This window comes from Pseudomonas phoenicis, from assembly GCF_047302395.1.
Taxonomy (GTDB): Bacteria; Pseudomonadota; Gammaproteobacteria; order Pseudomonadales; family Pseudomonadaceae; genus Aquipseudomonas.
The window spans coordinates 4,761,050-4,778,735 of the sequence record NZ_CP154852.1 but is presented as its reverse complement, the minus strand read 5'-3'; the positions used below and the strand labels follow the sequence as shown (position 1 = coordinate 4,778,735).

Sequence of the window (17,686 nt, the reverse complement as noted above, 5' to 3'; positions counted from 1 at the left end):
GTTCTTCAGGCAGGGCGTCTTTCATGTTTTTGAGTGCGATCTATCGGTATCCATTGAAGTCCGGCCAGGCCGAGACGCTCGAGGCGTCTTCGGTGGGTACCTTGGGTTTGGCCGGCGACCGCCGCTGGATGGTGGTGCGCGAAGACAACGGCCAGTTCCTCACCCAGCGCGCCTGGCCGCAGATGACCCAGATCGGCGCCTTGCATCAGCACGACGGCAGCTTGATCTTGCAGGCGCCGGGCATGGGCGCCTTGCACGTGGCGGTGCCGGGCGATGAAGCGCCACTGCGGGGCGTGACGATCTGGCGCGATCTGTTGCAAGTGCCCGACGCCGGCGAGGCCGCCGCCGCCTGGCTGAGTGCCTTGCTGGGCAAAGCGCTGCGCCTGGTGTACTGCCCGGCGCAGCGCGCGCGTTTCCTGCCCAGCGGCTATGGCTCGGTCGACGATCGTGCCGCCTTTCCCGACGGTTTTCCGCTGCTGCTGATCGGGCAGGCCTCACTGGACGAACTGAACCGGCGCATCGGTAGGCCGATGGCGATGCTGCGCTTTCGTCCGAACCTGGTGGTCGAGGGCGCCGAGGCCTTCGCCGAAGACACCTGGGCACGCATCCGCATCGGCGATACCACCCTGCGCGTGCTCAAGCCCAGCGTGCGCTGCATCCTCGTCACCCTCGACCCGGCCAGCGGCGCGCGCAGCTCCGACAAGGAGCCACTGACGACGTTGAAGACCTTCCGCAGCCAGGACGGCAACGTGCTGTTCGGGCAGAACCTGGCCGCCGATGGCGAGGGTGTGCTAGCGCAGGGCATGCCAGTCGAGGTGCTTGGCTGACGCCACGCAGCATCCAGAGAAAGGCGAACTTGGCCAAGAAGATTGCGCACAATACCCACAGGCTCAGTGAAATCTGCCGGTGCTTGCCGGTGCAGGCCTTGAGCACCACATAACTGATGAAACCCAGCGCGATACCGTCGGCCACCGAGAAGGTGAGCGGCATCATGATCAAGGTGACGATGGCCGGAATGTAATCGGTGGCATCGTCCCACTCGATGTGCGCCATGCTGCCCATCATCAGCATCGCCACGTAGATCAGCGCGCCGGCAGTGGCATAGGCCGGAATCATTCCGGCCAGGGGCGCGAAGAACATCGCCGCCACGAACAACATACCCACCACCACGGCGGTCAGGCCCGTGCGCCCCCCGGCGGCTACGCCTGCGGCGCTTTCCACGTAGCTGGTCACTGGCGGCACGCCCACGGCGGCACCGAACACGCTGGAGGCACTGTCGGCCTTCAAGGCGCGCGACAGGTTTTCGATGCGGCCGTCGGCGCGCACCAGATTGGCCCGCTGGGCCACGCCCATGAGGGTGCCGGCCGTGTCGAACATGTGTACGAACAGGAATGCCAGGACCACGCTGATCATGCTGACGTTGAACACGCCGGCCACGTCCATGGCCAACCAGGTCGGCGCAAGGCTCGGCGGTAGCGAGAACACGCCGCCGTATTGCACCAGGCCCAGGCCCCAGCCGATCAGGGTGACGCTGACGATGCTGATGAGGATGGCGCCGAACACGCGGTGATAGCTCAGCACCGCGATCATCAGGAAGCACAGCGCGGCCAGCAGGGGCGCGGGTTCATGCAGCGAACCCAACTTGATCAGCGTGGCCGGGCTGGCGACGACGATGCCGGCGGTTTTCAGGCCGATCACCCCGAGGAACAGCCCGACCCCCGCACCCATGGCATGGCGCAGGCTCAGCGGAATGCTGTTGAGCAACCATTCGCGCACCCGCGACAGGGTCAGGACCATGAACAACACACCCGACACGAACACGGCACCCAATGCGGTTTCCCAGCTGTAGCCCATGGTCCCGACCACGGTATAGGTGAAGAAGGCATTCAGGCCCATGCCCGGCGCCAGGCCCACCGGCCAGTTGGCGTACAGGCCCATCAGCAGGCAGCCGAGCGCGGCGGCGATGCAGGTGGCGACGAAGGCGGCGCCGTGGTCGATGCCGGCGTCGGCCATGATGTTGGGGTTGACGAAGATGATGTAGGCCATGGTGATGAAGGTGGTCATGCCAGCGATCAACTCGGTTCTGACCGTAGTGCCATGGCTGCTCAGACGGAACAGGCGTTCGAGCAAACCGCCTTTGGCGGGTGGGGCGAGGTCCACGACGGGCGCATCGGATTTGCGGCTTTCCACAGCGAGTACTCCTCGAATCGTTCTTGTTGTTCGGAGCCTTGGATCCTGCGCTCGGCACGTGGCGGCCCCGTGAGGGATGGCAGCCATCCGACTCGTTTGTTGACTATTGAGTCAGGAAGTTGCTCGCTGGATTATGCGTTTGTGTACAAATAATGCAAATAATGTTTTCGATTTCGAGTGCGTATTTTGCAGTACAAGCGCTATATGGCGTGTGGCCAACCTGCAGAAGCGCTTAAGGCTGTGTACAATGCGCCAGTACTTTGGCCCATTATTTTCATTCGGTCGCGCCAGCCCCTTCGACGCCTCCCGCCGTCGAGGCCCCATTGGCCCGCCCCACGTGCACGAGCGCCCATGAACGAACAGCTGCAACCTCTGAAGAAACCTGTGCGCGCCATCAAGGCCGGGCGCAGCGGTACCCAGGACGATGTCGTCTACGCCCATATCTTCGAGGCCATTCTCGAGCAGCGCCTGGCACCGGGCACCAAGCTCAGCGAAGAAGCGTTGGGGGAAATCTTCGGGGTCAGCCGCACCATCATCCGTCGCGCCCTGTCGCGCCTGGCCCATGAAAGCGTGGTGCTGTTGCGCCCCAACCGCGGCGCGGTAGTGGCCAGCCCCACGGTCGAGGAAGCACGCCAGGTGTTCTTCTCGCGGCGCATGGTCGAGCGTGCGATCACCGAGCTTGCGGTGCAGCACGCCACGGCCGAGCAGCTCAACGAATTGCGCCAGATGGTGCGCGATGAACGCGACAGTTTTTCGCGCGGCGACCGCGGTGCGGGCATTCGTCTTTCCGGCGAATTCCACCTCAAGTTGGCCGAAGTGGCCGGCAACGCGCCGCTGGTGAGTTTCCAGCGTAGCCTGGTGTCGCAGACCTCTTTGATCATCGCCCAGTACGAAAGCGGCAACCGCTCGCATTGCTCGTACGACGAGCACTTGCAACTGATCGACGCCATCGAGGCGGGCGATGTACAGCAGGCAGTCGCGTTGATGATGCACCACATGGACCACATCGACACCAAACTCAACCTCGACGAAGACAGCGCTTCGGACGATCTGCACGCGGTGTTTTCGCATCTGCTGCAGAAGAAGAAGGCGGGCGGCAAGGGGTGATTTTTCAACGCAGCTCAATGAGCATGTCTTCTAGCAATGCGCTTCCACACAGTTGAACTGCCCACGGCCTCCATCTCATCCACCCGGGGTTGATGGAGTGCTTGAATCAGGACCGCGTTGCGGCCCATCGCGGCTGAACCGGAGCGCCGGCCGGCCGCTCCTACAGGGATCTGGACTGCCCCATGCGTTGGATGAGTGGCCAACGTGTGAGGACAGTTCAGCCGCGATTTGGCCGCTACTACGCCCGCTTGTGCACGCACCGGCCGGCGGCATAGGTCTCGCGGACCGTGCGGTCGTCACCCAGCGTAGTCAGCACGAACAAGGTCTCCTCGATGCTTCTGGACTGCTGCAAGCGGTAGTCGAGCAGTGGCGTGGCCTTATAGTCGAGCACCACGAAGTCGGCCTCGTTACCGGGACGCAGGCTGCCGATGCGGTCGTCCAGGCGCAGCGCCCGGGCGCCGCCCAAGGTTGCGAGGTACAGCGATTTGAACGGGTGCAGCCGCGCACCCTGGAGCTGCATGACCTTGTACGCCTCGTTCAAGGTGTTGAGCAGCGAGAAGCTGGTGCCCGCACCGACGTCGGTACCCAGCCCCACATTGACCTTGAAGCGCTCGGCCTGCGGCAGGTTGAACAGCCCGCTGCCGAGGAACAGGTTCGACGTCGGGCAGAACGCCACCGCCGAGCCGGTTTCGGCCAATCGCTCGCATTCCGCATCGCACAGATGCACGCCATGGGCGAACACCGAGCGCTCGCCGAGCAGTTCGAAGTGGTCGTACACGTCCAGGTAGCCACTGCGCTCGGGGAACAGTTCCTTGACCCAGTCGATCTCCTTGAGGTTTTCCGACAGGTGCGTGTGCAGATACACCCCAGGGTTTTCCTTGAGCAGGCGCCCGGCGGCGGCCAGTTGCTCGGGGGTGCTGGTGGGCGCGAAACGGGGCGTCACGGCGTATTGCAGGCGTGCCTTGCCATGCCAGCGCTGGATCAGCGCCTGGCTGTCGCGGTAGCCGGTCTCGGCGGTGTCGGTCAGGTAGTCCGGTGCATTGCGGTCCATCATCACCTTGCCGGCGATCAGGCGCAGGTCCAGGCGCTCGGCCTGCTCGAACAGCGCGTTGACCGACTCGGGATGCACACTGCCGAACACCAGTGCGGTGGTGGTGCCGTTGCGCAGCAGCTCGGCCAGGAAGATGTCCGCCACCTGATCGGCGTGGCCCTTGTCGGCGAATTGGCGTTCGCAGGGGAAGGTGTAGGTGTTCAGCCAATCGAGCAGTTGCTCGCCGTAGGAGCCGATCATGCCGGTCTGTGGGAAATGGATGTGGGTGTCGATGAAGCCCGGCGTGATGAGCGCGTCCGGGTAATGCACCACCTCGATGTCGGCGTCCAGGGTCGGCAGCAGGTCGCTGGCCGCGCCCATGGCCTGGATGTGGCCCTGGTCGATCACCAGCAAACCGTCTTCGACGTATTCATAGGAGGCCTCGATGCCGACCTCGGCCGGGTCGGCGAGGCTGTGCAGCAGGGCGGCGCGGTAGGCTTTGCGGGTAGCGGTCATGGCAGGCTCTTCAAAGGGCATGGCTGCGCCGCGTGGGCGGCAGCAACTGGGTAATGGGGCCGGCGTTCGCGGCAGCGTCGTGCTGGCCGAAACAGGCGTTGTAGGTGGCGATGATTTCCGCGGCGACGGACACGGCGATCTCGATCGGCAGCTTGCCCTTGACCTCGGCGATGCCCATCGGGCAGCGCATTCGCGCCAGTTGCGGATCGGCGAAACCGCGTTGACGCAGGCGGTGCTCGAACTTGACCCGCTTGGTCTTCGAGCCGATCAGCCCGAACCAGGTGAAGTCGTTACGGGCGAGCAGGGCGGCGGCGAGCTCCAGGTCCAGCGCGTGGTTATGGGTCATGACGATGCAGTAACAGCCCGGCGGCAAGGCCGCCACTTCGTCGACCGGCTCTTCGCTGACGATGCGCTGCACGCCTTCGGGAATCGACGCGGGAAATTCCTCCTCGCGCGAATCGATCCAGCGCACTTGGCACGGCAGCGCGGCGAGCAAGGGTACCAGAGCCCGGCCGACATGGCCTGCGCCGAACACGGCGATCTGCGCCTGCACCGCCAGCATCGGCTCGAACAGCAGCACCGTGGCCCCGCCGCAGCACTGGCCCAGGCTGGCGCCGAGGCTGAAGCGTTCCAGGTGCGGTGTGCTGCGTCGCTCGCTGAGCATCTGCCGGGCGATGTGCAACGCCTTGAATTCCAGATGGCCGCCGCCGATGGTGTCGTGCAGCGCGCCGGCGCTGACCACCATCTTCGAGCCGGCGTTACGCGGGGTGGAGCCGCGTTCTTCGATGATGGTCACCAGCACGCAGGGTTCACCGCGACGTTGGTGGTCGGCTAGAGCATTGATCCATTCGTACATGGTGCGTGACCTTCAGACATGTTGCGTTGTACTGCTGGACGGCAGCGGGCGAACGGTCGCCACCCGTTGCCTCACGTGCCTCGGGCAGGGCCGCAGTGCGAACCCTCGCCAGCCCGTCAGAGCGCTGACCGTTGGCAGGTCGCGGCTCACGACAGCGCCTTGCGCATCTGCTCGCACCCCCACAGCACCCGCTCGGGCGTGGCCGGAGCGTCGATCTCGGGCTGCACGCGGTAGTCGGCGAGGCTCGCCACCGCATCCTTGATCGCGCACCACGCAGCGATGCCCAGCATGAAGGGCGGCTCGCCCACGGCCTTGGAATGGAACACCGTGTCTTCCGGGTTCTTGCGGTTCTCCACCAGCTTGACCCGCAGGTCCAGCGGCATGTCGGCCACCGCCGGAATCTTGTAGCTGGCCGGCCCGTTGGTGACCAGCTTGCCCTTGGCGTTCCACACCAGCTCCTCGGTGGTCAGCCAGCCCATGCCCTGTACGAAGCCGCCTTCCACCTGGCCGATGTCGATGGCCGGGTTCAGCGACGCGCCGACGTCGTGCAGGATATCGGTGCGCAGCATCTTGTACTCGCCGGTGAGGGTGTCGATCACCACTTCCACGCAGGCCGCGCCGAAGGCGTAGTAATAGAACGGCCGGCCACGCGCCTGGCTGCGGTCGTAGAAGATCTTCGGCGTACGGTAGAAGCCGGTGCTCGACAACGACACCTGGGCCAGGTACGCCAACTGCACCAGTTGCTCGAAGCTGAGCAATTGTTCGCGTACCCGCACATGGCCGTTGTTGAACGCCACGTCCTCCTCGCTGACCTGAAAATGCCGCGCCGCGAATTCGGTCAGGCGCTGCTTGAGGATCTGCGCCGCATTCTGCGCCGCCTTGCCGTTCAGGTCCGCGCCGCTGGAGGCGGCAGTAGGCGAGGTGTTGGGCACTTTGTCAGTATTGGTGGCGGTGATCTGGATGCGGCTGAAATCGACCTGGAACACTTCGGCCACCACCTGCGCGACCTTGGTGTTCAAGCCCTGACCCATCTCGGTGCCGCCGTGGTTGAGGTGGATGCTGCCGTCGGTGTAGATGTGGATCAGCGCGCCGGCCTGGTTGAGGAAGCTGGCGGTGAAAGAGATGCCGAACTTCACCGGCGTCAAAGCCAGGCCTTTCTTGAGCACCGGGCTGGCCTCGTTGAAACGGCGAATCGCTTCACGGCGCTCGGCGTAGTCGCAGCTGGCCTCGAGCTCGGCGGTCATTTCTTCCAGCAGGTTGTGCTCGACGGTCTGGTAGTAGTGGGTGACGTTGCGCTCGGTCTTGCCGTAGTAGTTGGTTTTGCGCACGGCCAGCGGGTCGAGGCCCAGGTGGCGGGCGATGTGGTCCATCACCTGCTCGATGGCGACCATGCCCTGCGGCCCGCCGAAGCCGCGGTAGGCGGTGTTGGAGGCCGTGTTGGTCTTGCAGCGGTGGCCGTTCACCGTGGCGTCGCCCAGGTAGTAGGCGTTGTCGGCGTGGAACATGGCGCGGTCGACGATCGAGCCGGACAGGTCCGGTGAGTAGCCGCAGTTGCCCGCCAGCTCCAGTTCGATGCCATGCAGGCGTCCGCTGTCGTCGAAGCCCACGTCGTACTCGACGTAGAACGGGTGGCGTTTGCCGGTCATGGTCATGTCTTCGACCCGCGGCAGGCGCATCTTGGTCGGCTGCCCGGTCAGGTGGGCGACCACTGCGCACAGGCAGGCCGGGCTGGCCGCCTGGGTTTCCTTGCCGCCGAAACCGCCGCCCATGCGGCGCATGTCGAGCACGACGCGGTTCATCGGCACGTCCAGCACTTCAGCCACCAGCTTCTGCACCTCGGTGGGGTTCTGCGTTGAGCAGTAGACGATCATCCCGCCGTCTTCGCTGGGCATCACCGACGACACCTGGGTTTCCAGATAGAAGTGCTCCTGGCCGCCGATGTGCAGCGTGCCTTGCAGGCGATAGGGGGCGCTGGCGAGGGCCGCCGCCGAGTCGCCGCGCTGGTGGCGGTGGCTGTCGAGTACGAAGTGCTGCTTGCGCAGGGCTTGGACCACGTCCAGCACCGGTTCCAGGTCTTCGTATTCGATCACCGCCGCCATGGCCGCGCGGCGTGCGGTTTCCAGGTCGCAGGCGGCGACCGCTAGCACCGGCTGGCCGACGTATTCGACCAGGTCGATGGCCAGCAGCGGATCGCCGGCCACCACCGGGCCGATGTCTTTCAGACCAGGGATGTCTTCATGGGTGATGACGATGCGCACGCCGTCGATGGCGTAGCAGGGCGCGGTGTCGATGCGCAGGATGCGCGCATGGGCACGATCGGAAGTGCGCGCGTAGACGTGCAGTTGGTTGGGAAATTCCAGGCGGTCGTCGATGTACACCGCCTCGCCGCTGACGTGCTTGTCGGCGCTGTCGTGCTTGATGCTGCGGCCGACCCCGGAGCACAGGCCCTGGCTGAACAGTGCGGCCATCTCGGCCTGGCTCTTGACGGCATGGTGGTTAGACATAGGCGGTCACCCGGGTTTCGATGTGCGGCGATTGCAGCTCGATGAAGTATTTGCGCAGCAGGTTCTGCGCGGTCAGCAGGCGGTACCGCTGGCTGGCGCGAAAGTCCGACAGCGGCGTGAAGTCCTGGGCCAGGGCCTGGCAGGCGCGCTCGACGGTGGCCTGGTTCCATGGCTGGCCGCACAGGGCGTCTTCACAGGCGCGGGCGCGTTTGGGGACGGCCGCCATGCCGCCGAAGGCGGCGCGGGCTTCGCGCACGTTGCCGTCTTCGATGCGCAGGTTGAATGCAGCGCACACGGCCGAGATGTCGTCGTCCAGGCGTTTGGACACTTTATAGGCGCGGAACGACCAGCCGTCGCGGGGGCGCGGGACGCGGATCTTCTCGATGAACTCGCCGTCTTCGCGGGCGGTGACGCGGTAATCGATGAAATAGTCCTCCAGCGCCAGGGTGCGCTGGCGGGCGCCTTGGCGCAGCACCAGTTCGGCGCCCAGGGCGATCAGCAGCGGTGGCGAATCGCCGATGGGCGAGGCATTGCCGATGTTGCCGCCCAGGGTGCCCTGGTTGCGGATCTGCAAGGAGGCGAAGCGTTGCAACAACGCGCCGAAGTCGGGGTAGTCGGCGTCGAGGGCGCAGTAGCAGTCGGTCAGTGCGGTGGCGGCGCCGATCTCCAAATGGCTGTCGGTCCGCTCGATGCGCTTGAGTTCGGCCACCGCACCGACGTAGATCATCACCGGCAAGGTCTTGTGCTGCTGGGTGACCTCCAGGGCCAGGTCCGTGCCGCCGGCCAGCAGCCGCGCTTCGGGATGCGAGCCGTACAGTTCGGCCAGGTCGGACACGGTCAGCGGTACCAGGCAGCGTTTGTCGCCGCTGTTGAGTTCGCCGGTCTGTTGCGGGGCGATGGCTTGCAACTGGGCGATGGTGCGGGCCTGCTGCTCGTCGAACTGGTCACGGCAGGGGCGCTCGCAGCTTCGTTTGGCGGCGTCGAGGATGGGGCGGTAGCCGGTGCAGCGGCACAGGTTGCCGGCCAGGGCTTCGTGGGTCTGGTGCAGGTCGTGGCCCTGGCTGTTCTTCTGCAAGGCGAACAGCGACATGACGAAGCCGGGGGTGCAGAACCCGCACTGCGAGCCGTGGCAGTCGGCCATGGCCTGCTGCACGCTGTGCAATTGGCCGCGGTGCTTGAGATCCTCGACGCTGATCAACTGCTTGCCATGCAGCGAAGAGACGAACGTCAGGCAGCTGTTGAGGCTGCGGTAGCGCAGGGCAGGGCCGTCACCCTCGTCGACCAGTTCGCCGACCACCACGGTACAGGCGCCACAATCGCCGCTGGCGCAGCCTTCTTTGGTACCGGGTTTGCCCAGGTGCTCGCGCAGGTACTGCAGCACCGTCACGTTCGGGTCCAGGCTGTGCTCGCTGCGCAGCGTCTGGTTGACGAGAAACTGGATCACGGGGATGGCCTCATGAAGGTTTTATTGTTGTCGGACGGACTCTAAGCATGGCTGACCATAGGGTCAATAATTATCTGACCTTAAAGTCAGGAAAATCGCCGTGTGGTTGTCGATTCGCCCTATTGCGTTTGCGTCAAGCGTAGTTCCAGCGCGTGGCGCCGGCCATGTCGAAACGTGTATAAAGCCCGTCATGGCGCTGCGCCAGGCTTTGGCAAGTGCGCTACAATCGCGCCTTTGCCCAGCCGGGGCACTGCCTGCGGGGCTGGGCGCCTTCCCACGTCGCGTCCGCAACCCTGCTGCGCAGCCACTTTTCCTCAGGCCCTCCCGTTTTTCCAAGGACCACCATGACGTTCAAGGCGCCGGACAGCCTCTCCGAGCAGATCGCCCACTACCTGGCCGAGCGGATCATCCGCGGCGAACTCGCCCCAGGCGAGCGTATTCAGGAGCAGAAGGTCACCCAGGCCCTGAACGTCAGCCGCGGTTCGGTACGCGAAGCCTTGCTCATTCTCGAACGACGGCACCTGGTGATCATCCTGCCGCGCCGTGGCGCCCAGGTGACGCGCCTGGACGAGCGCAGCGTGCGCAGCCTGTGCGCCTTGATGGGCGAGCTGTACATCCTGCTCGGCAACCAGGTGGCGCAGAAGTGGCAGCAGCAAACCGACCTGCAGCCTTTCCTGTCGATCCAGCAGCGCTTGCAGCACGCCCATGACCTTCAGGACATCAAAGCCTTCGTCGCCGACAGTTTCGCGGTGATGCGCGCCGCTTATCCCTTCGCCGACAACCCCTACCTGCAGGAAACCGTCGAAAACCTGCAGCCGGCCATGAGCCGCGCCTATTACCTGGCCCTGGAACAACGCAAGGCAAGCATGATCGACTACCTGGAACTGTTCGCCCGCCTGCTCGAAGCCGTGGTCGCCCGCGACCTGGCACGCATTCGTGAAGTCTTGCAGGCTTACTGCCAGCGCAGCTGCGAGCTGGTGCTGGCCGCCTTGGCGAAGGGTTGATCGATGCGCCTGAAGTGTATTCGCCTGGCCGGTTTCAAATCCTTCGTCGACCCCACCACCGTGAACTTCCCCAGCAACATGGCGGCGGTGGTCGGGCCCAACGGTTGCGGCAAGTCCAACATCATCGACGCAGTGCGTTGGGTCATGGGCGAAAGCTCGGCCAAGAACCTGCGCGGCGAGTCGATGACCGACGTCATCTTCAACGGCTCCACCAGCCGCAAGCCGGTGAGCCAGGCCAGCATCGAGCTGGTGTTCGACAACAGCGACAACACCCTGGTGGGCGAATACGCCGCCTACGCGGAAATCTCCATCCGTCGCAAGGTCACCCGCGACGCGCAGAACACCTATTACCTCAACGGCACCAAGTGCCGGCGCCGCGACATCACCGACATCTTCCTCGGCACCGGCCTCGGGCCGCGCAGCTATTCGATCATCGAGCAGGGCATGATCTCCAAGCTGATCGAAGCCAAGCCCGAGGAGCTGCGCAACTTCATCGAAGAAGCCGCCGGCATCTCCAAGTACAAGGAGCGCCGCCGCGAAACCGAGAACCGTATTCGCCGCACCCAGGAAAACCTGGCGCGCCTGACCGACCTGCGCGAAGAGCTCGAACGCCAGCTCGAGCGCTTGCATCGCCAGGCCCAGGCCGCCGAAAAGTACCGTGAGTACAAAGCCCAGGAGCGTCAGCTCAAGGCCAACTTGACCGCGCTGCGCTGGCGTGACCTGGACCTGCGCGTGGGGCAGCGCGAAGGCGCGATCGGCGACCAGGAGGTGGCCTTCGAGGCCCTGGTGGCCGAACAGCGCAACGCCGATGCCAGCATCGAACGTTTGCGCGACGGTCACCATGAGCTGTCCGAGCGCTTCAATCAGGTGCAGGCGCGCTTCTATTCGGTGGCCGGTGACATCGCCCGGGTCGAGCAGAGCATCCAGCACGGCCAGCAGCGCTTGCGCCAGTTGCAGGCCGACCTGCAGGAGGCCGAGCGCAGCCGCCTGGAAACCGAATCGCACCTGGGCCACGACCGTACGTTGCTCGCCACCCTGGGCGAAGAGCTGGAGATGCTCGAACCCGAACAGGAGCTGGCCCTGGCCGCCGCCGAAGAAGCCGCCGCCGTGCTCGAAGAGGCCGAGTTGGAGATGCAGGGCTGGCAGGAGCAATGGGACAGCTTCAACACCCGCTCGGCCGAACCGCGGCGTCAGGCCGAAGTCCAGCAATCGCGTCTGCAACAGCTGGAATCCGGGTTGGAGCGCTTGCTCGAACGTCAGCGCAAGCTGGCCGAAGAGCGCGACCAGCTCGGCGCCGATCCGCAGGATGCTGCGTTGCTGGAGGTCGCCGAGCAGGTGGCCAGCAGCGAGATGCTCCTTGAAGAGTTGCAGGTCGAGGAAGAACAGGCCGTCGAAAGCCTGGAAGCCTTGCGCGGCCAGTTGCAGCAGGCCAATCAGGACCAGCAGACGCGCCAGGCCGAGTTGCAGCGCTTGGGCGGACGCCTGGCTTCGCTCGAAGCCTTGCAGCAGGCGGCGCTGGAGCCGGGTGCCGGGGCAGCCGACTGGTTGCGCAGCCAAGGGCTGGAGCAACGCCCGCGGCTGGCCGATGGCTTGCGCGTCGAGCCGGGGTGGGAGCTGGCGGTGGAAACCGTGCTCGGCGCGGATTTGCAAGCGGTGCTGGTGGACGACTTCGCTGGCCTCGAGCTAGGCGCGCTGGAGCAGGGCGAGTTGCGCTTGTTGTTGCCGCATCCGGGCGGCGTTGCCGCTGCCGACAGCTTGTTGGGCAAAGTCGAAGGCCGCGCCGATCTAGCGCCGTGGCTGGCCAACGTGACCCCGGTGGAAACCCTCGAGCAGGCGCTGGCCTTGCGCGCCCAACTGGCCGAAGGCCAGAGCCTGATCAGCCGCGACGGTTATTGGGTCGGCCGGCATTACCTGCGTGTCAGCCGCGGCAGCGAAGCCCAAGGCGGCGTGCTGGCCCGCGGCCAGGAAATCGAGCGGCTGACCGAACAGCAGAACGCGCAGCAGGCGTTGCTCGAACACAGCGAGCAACAGCGGGTGGCCTTGCACGAACAGCAACGCGCCGCCGAAGCACAACGCGAACAGGTGCGCCGGCGCAGCCAGGATGAAAACCGTCAGTTGGGCGAGCTCAAGGCGCGCCTGTCGGCAGGCCGCGCGCGCGCCGAGCAACTGGCCTTGCGCCGTCAGCGGCTGGTCGAAGAACTGGCCGAAGTCGACGAGCAGCGCGCGCTGGACATGGAGTCGCTGGGCGAGTCGCGCCTGCTGTTGCAGGAGGCCCTCGACCTGATGGCCGACGACACCGGCCAGCGCGAGCAATTGCTGGTGCGCCGCGACAGCCTGCGCGAAACCCTCGAACGTGTGCGCCAGGAGGCGCGGCAGCACAAGGACCACGCCCATCAACTGGCAGTGCGCCTCGGCTCGCTGCGCGCTCAGCACGACTCCACCCGTCAGGCCCTGGAGCGTCTGGAACAGCAGGCCGAGCGCCTGGTCGAGCGCCAGGAGCAACTGAGCCTGAACCTGGAGGAGGGCGCCGCGCCCCTCGAAGAGTTGGCGATGAACCTCGAGACGCTGCTGGAGCAGCGTATGGGCGTCGATGAAGAAATGCGCCAGGCGCGCCTGCACATGGAAGACGCCGACCGCGAGCTGCGCGCCGTGGAAAAGCGCCGCACCCAGGCCGAGCAGCAGGCGCAATTGCTGCGCGGGCAACTGGAACAGATGCGCCTGGAAAGCCAGGGCCTGGACGTGCGCCGCAAAACCCTGCAAGAGCAATTGCTGGCCGATGGCTTCGATCTGCAAGGCGTGCTCGCCATTCTGGAGGACGAAGCCACCGAACAAGGCACCGAACAGGCGCTGGAACACGTCGAGGCGCGTATCCAGCGCCTTGGCGCGATCAACCTGGCGGCCATCGAAGAGTACGAGCAGCAATCCGAGCGCAAGCGCTACCTGGATGCGCAGAACGCCGACCTGGTCGAGGCGCTGGACACCCTGGAAAACGTCATCCGCAAGATCGACAAGGAAACCCGCAATCGCTTCAAAGATACCTTTGATCAGATAAATGCCGGTTTGCAGGCACTATTTCCAAAAGTTTTCGGCGGTGGCAGCGCTTATCTGGAACTGACGGGCGAAGATTTACTCGATACAGGGGTGACGATCATGGCGCGCCCGCCCGGCAAGAAGAACAGCACCATCCATTTGTTGTCCGGCGGCGAGAAAGCGTTGACGGCACTGGCCTTGGTATTTGCCATCTTCAAGCTCAACCCGGCGCCGTTCTGCATGCTCGACGAAGTCGATGCGCCGCTGGACGATGCCAACGTGGGTCGCTATGCCAGATTGGTCAAGGAGATGAGCGAGACGGTGCAGTTCATCTACATCACCCACAACAAGATCGCCATGGAAATGGCCGATCAGTTGATGGGGGTCACCATGCACGAGCCGGGTTGCTCGCGGTTGGTGGCGGTGGACGTCGAAGCGGCCATGGCCATGGTCGACACGTAGCGCAGGAATTACGAGTCACGGTGTGTAGGCTTATTTCCTGACAACGGCGACAGACGGTATAAAGTTTCGTGACGGCGTGCTAGCTTTACGTCACTCGTTTACGCGTAGGTAAAAGCCTTGGCAGAACATAGGCTTGGCGCTGCGTGTTAAAGGGCTTTTGAACCCTTTGTTTTTCAGAATAATTTTTTTACAGAGGCACGGGATTACATGGAAATCGGTCTGCGCGAGTGGCTGATCCTCATCGGCATCATTGTCATTGCCGGCATTCTCTTCGACGGCTGGCGGCGCATGCGCGGCGGCAAGGGCCGTCTGAAATTCCGCCTGGACCGCAGCTATTCCAATGCCCAGGACGACGACGGCAGCGCCGAGGTGCTCGGCCCTCCGCGTGTGCTGGACACGCATAAAGAACCTGAGCTGGACGAAGAAGACCTGCCTTCGATGAGCGCCTCGGACCGCGATCGCGACGTGCCGCCCGCCAAGCCGGCCAAGCGCGCCAAGCGCCCCGAGCCCGCGCCGATCGCCACGCCCCTGGTGGCCGAGGCACGCGAGCCCGAGGTGTTCAGCGCCAGCGACGACTACCAGGAAGACCACGGCCGCGACAGCGGTTTCGCCGCTTCCGGTGAGCCGGTCAAGGATGCGCCGGCAGCCGAGGAAGTGCTGGTGATCAGCGTGATCTCCCGCGATCCGGGCGGCTTCAAGGGTCCGGCCTTGCTGCAGAACATCCTGGAAAGCGGCCTGCGCTTCGGCGACATGGACATCTTCCATCGTCACGAAAGCATGGCCGGCCACGGCGAAGTGCTGTTCTCCATGGCCAATGCGGTCAAGCCCGGCATCTTCGACCTGGACGACATCGACCACTTCAGCACCCGTGCGGTCAGCTTCTTCCTCGGCCTGCCGGGCCCGCGCCACCCCAAGCAGGCCTTCGATGTGATGGTCGCCGCGGCGCGCAAACTGGCCCACGAGCTCGATGGCGAACTCAAGGACGACCAGCGCAGCGTGCTCACCGCGCAAACCATCGAGCATTACCGCCAACGCATCGTCGAGTACGAGCGCCGCGCCCTGACGCAGAAACGCTGATACAGCCAACGAGCGGACGCCCAGGCGATCCGCTCGCGACGATTGAAACGAAAGAGCAGCCCTGGCGGCTGCTCTTTTGCTTTGCAGAGAACACGACCATGACCGCCGAAACCCGAATCCACGAACTGCGCGCCGAACTCGACCAGCACAACTACCGCTATTACGTGCTCGACGAGCCGAGCGTGCCCGATGCCGAATACGACCGCCTGTTCAACGAGCTGAAAAGCCTGGAGGCCGAACACCCGCATCTGGTGACCCCCGACTCGCCCACCCAGCGCGTCGGCGGTACGGCCCTGGCGGCGTTCGACCAGGTGCGCCACGCGCTGCCCATGCTCAGCCTGGGCAACGCCTTCGAAGAAGCCGACCTGCGCGAGTTCGGTCGCCGCGTCACCGAGGGTCTCGATCTGCCTGGCGAGCAAGCGGCGGTGGACTACAGCTGCGAGCCCAAACTCGATGGCCTGGCCGTCAGCCTGCTCTATCGCGACGGCCAGCTCGTGCAAGGCGCCACCCGTGGCGATGGCACCACCGGCGAAGACATCAGCAGCAACGTACGCACCATCCGCAACGTTCCCCTGAAGCTGCAAGGCACCGGTTGGCCGGAAGTGCTGGAGGTACGCGGCGAAGTGTTCATGAGCAAGGCCGGCTTCGAGCGGCTCAACGCCGCCCAGGCCGACGTAGGCGGCAAGACCTTCGCCAACCCGCGCAATGCGGCGGCCGGCAGCCTGCGCCAGCTCGACTCGAAAATCACCGCCAGCCGTCCGCTGGAGTTCTGCTGCTATGGCGTCGGCCAGACTTCGGCGTCGGTCGCTCCCAGCCACATCGAGACCCTGGAGCAGCTCAAGGCCTGGGGGCTGCCGATCAGCCGCGAGCTCAGGCATGCGGCCGGTATCGAAGAGTGCCTGGCCTACTACCACGACATCGGCGAGCGCCGCACGGCGCTGCCGTATGAAATCGACGGGGTGGTGTTCAAGGTCAACAGCCTGGCCTCGCAGCGCGAACTGGGCTTCCGTGCCCGTGAGCCGCGCTGGGCCATCGCCCACAAGTTCCCGGCCATGGAAGAGCTCACCGAAGTGCTCGACGTCGAGTTCCAGGTGGGCCGCACCGGCGCAGTGACCCCGGTCGCACGCCTGCGCCCGGCGAAAGTGGCCGGCGTGACCGTGTCCAACGCGACCTTGCACAACATGGACGAGATCGCGCGGCTGGACGTGCACATCGGCGATACGGTGATCATCCGCCGCGCCGGCGACGTCATTCCGCAAGTCATGCAAGTGGTGCTCGAGCGCCGTCCCGAAGACGCCCGTGCCGTGCAGATCCCCAGCGAATGCCCGGTCTGCGGCTCGCCGGTCGAACGCACACAGCTGGTCAAGCGCAGCAAGGGCAGGGCAGTGGTCAGCGAAGGCGCGGTGTACCGCTGCGTGGGTCGTCTGAGCTGCGCCGCGCAGCTCAAGCAGGCCATCATCCATTACGTGTCGCGGCGCGCCATGGACATCGACGGCATCGGCGAGAAGAGCGTCGAGCAACTGGTCGACGAAGGCCTGATCCGTTCGCCGGCCGATCTGTACGCGTTGCAGTACGAGCAGATCGTCGGCCTGGAAGGTTTCGCCGAGGTGTCCAGCAACAAACTGCTGGAGGCGATCAAGGCCAGCCAGCGCCCGACCCTGGCGCGCTTCATCTACGCCTTGGGCATTCCCGATGTGGGTGAGGAAACCGCCAAGGTCTTGGCCCGCTCCCTGGGCAGCCTGGCCCGTGTGCAGGCGGCCTTGCCGCAGGTGTTGACCTACTTGCCGGACATCGGTCTGGAAGTCGCCCACGAGATCCACAACTTCTTCGAAGCCGAGCACAACCGCGAGGTCATCGGCCAACTGCTCGCCAGCGGCATGCAGTTGCAGGACGAGGGTGAGCTGGCCCCCGAGTTCGCGGCCAGCACCACCTTGGCCGGGCTGATCGCCAAGCTCGACATCCCGTCGGTAGGCCCGACCGGCGCCGAAAAGCTGGTGGCTAAGCTCGGCAGTCTCGACGCGATCATCGCTGCCGACGGCATCGACCTTCGCCAAGCGCTGTCGGCCAAACCGGCCGACGCCGTACGGGAGTTCTTTAAGGACCCGGAGAACCAGCGCCTGGCGCGTGCCATCGAAGCGCAACTGCTCGAGTTCGGCATGCACTGGAACAGCGAGAAGAAGACCGCCGAGGGCCTGCCCCTGGCTGGGCAGACCTGGGTCTTGACCGGCAGCCTGGAACGCATGAGCCGCGACATCGCCAAAGACCATCTGGAAAGCCTGGGCGCCAAAGTGGCCGGTTCCGTGTCGAGCAAGACCCATTGCGTGGTGGCCGGCCCCGGCGCCGGTTCCAAGCTGGCCAAGGCCAACGAACTGGGGCTCGAGGTGCTGGACGAGGCGCAGTTCGTGGCCTTCCTCGACGGGCAAGGGATCGCCCTCTGAGGCAAGTCATTGAGAAATGATGGTTTTT

At 64.9% G+C, this 17,686-nt stretch carries 10 protein-coding genes and 1 pseudogene; 6 read left to right on the top strand and 5 right to left on the bottom strand.

Annotated elements, in window-relative coordinates; translation table 11 throughout:
• Nucleotides 1–23: 23 nt before the first annotated feature.
• Nucleotides 24–827: an MOSC domain-containing protein gene (locus AA0Z93_RS21615; protein WP_413046967.1), complete on the top strand. Its 804-nt coding sequence runs from the start codon at nt 24–26 to the stop codon at nt 825–827.
• 16 nt (nt 828–843) lie between these two features.
• Here the strand turns inward: AA0Z93_RS21615 and AA0Z93_RS21610 are convergent.
• A pseudogene (locus AA0Z93_RS21610) lies at nt 844–2,190 on the bottom strand (NCS2 family permease); the annotation flags it as partial.
• A gap of 351 nt (nt 2,191–2,541) precedes the next feature.
• On the opposite strand from AA0Z93_RS21610, the gene AA0Z93_RS21605 reads away from it, so the two are divergent.
• Nucleotides 2,542–3,297: a GntR family transcriptional regulator gene (locus AA0Z93_RS21605; protein ID WP_413046968.1), complete on the top strand. Its 756-nt coding sequence runs from the start codon at nt 2,542–2,544 to the stop codon at nt 3,295–3,297.
• Nucleotides 3,298–3,535: 238 nt separating this feature from the next.
• Here the strand turns inward: AA0Z93_RS21605 and guaD are convergent, their stop codons facing one another.
• The 4 genes from guaD to xdhA all read right to left on the bottom strand — a co-directional run bounded on the left by guaD (nt 3,536) and on the right by xdhA (nt 9,647).
• Nucleotides 3,536–4,843, bottom strand: a complete 1,308-nt coding sequence (gene guaD, locus AA0Z93_RS21600; protein WP_413046969.1) for a guanine deaminase — start codon at nt 4,841–4,843, stop codon at nt 3,536–3,538.
• A gap of 10 nt (nt 4,844–4,853) precedes the next feature.
• On the bottom strand, nt 4,854–5,699 hold the full coding sequence (gene xdhC / locus AA0Z93_RS21595; RefSeq protein ID WP_413046970.1) for a xanthine dehydrogenase accessory protein XdhC: 846 nt from the start codon (nt 5,697–5,699) through the stop codon (nt 4,854–4,856).
• A 146-nt stretch (nt 5,700–5,845) separates the two neighbouring features.
• Nucleotides 5,846–8,203, bottom strand: coding sequence for a xanthine dehydrogenase molybdopterin binding subunit (xdhB, locus tag AA0Z93_RS21590; RefSeq protein ID WP_413046971.1), 2,358 nt, complete (start codon nt 8,201–8,203; stop codon nt 5,846–5,848).
• Nucleotides 8,196–9,647, bottom strand: a complete 1,452-nt coding sequence (gene xdhA / locus AA0Z93_RS21585) for a xanthine dehydrogenase small subunit (RefSeq protein WP_413046972.1) — start codon at nt 9,645–9,647, stop codon at nt 8,196–8,198. Before xdhA ends, xdhB begins: the two co-directional genes overlap by 8 nt.
• A gap of 344 nt (nt 9,648–9,991) precedes the next feature.
• Between xdhA and AA0Z93_RS21580 the strand changes: the two genes are divergently transcribed.
• The 4 genes from AA0Z93_RS21580 (at nt 9,992) to ligA (ending at nt 17,658) form a co-directional block, all read left to right on the top strand.
• Nucleotides 9,992–10,651, top strand: a complete 660-nt coding sequence (locus AA0Z93_RS21580) for a GntR family transcriptional regulator (protein WP_413046973.1) — start codon at nt 9,992–9,994, stop codon at nt 10,649–10,651.
• Between the two features lie 3 nt (nt 10,652–10,654).
• Entirely contained in the window at nt 10,655–14,143 is a 3,489-nt protein-coding gene (gene smc, locus AA0Z93_RS21575; protein ID WP_413046974.1) for a chromosome segregation protein SMC, read from the top strand.
• Between the two features lie 207 nt (nt 14,144–14,350).
• Nucleotides 14,351–15,220 (top strand): cell division protein ZipA, encoded by an 870-nt coding sequence (zipA, locus tag AA0Z93_RS21570; protein WP_413046975.1) that lies wholly within the window; start codon nt 14,351–14,353, stop codon nt 15,218–15,220.
• Between the two features lie 98 nt (nt 15,221–15,318).
• Nucleotides 15,319–17,658 (top strand): NAD-dependent DNA ligase LigA, encoded by a 2,340-nt coding sequence (ligA, locus tag AA0Z93_RS21565; RefSeq protein WP_413046976.1) that lies wholly within the window; start codon nt 15,319–15,321, stop codon nt 17,656–17,658.
• Nucleotides 17,659–17,686: the final 28 nt, after the last annotated feature.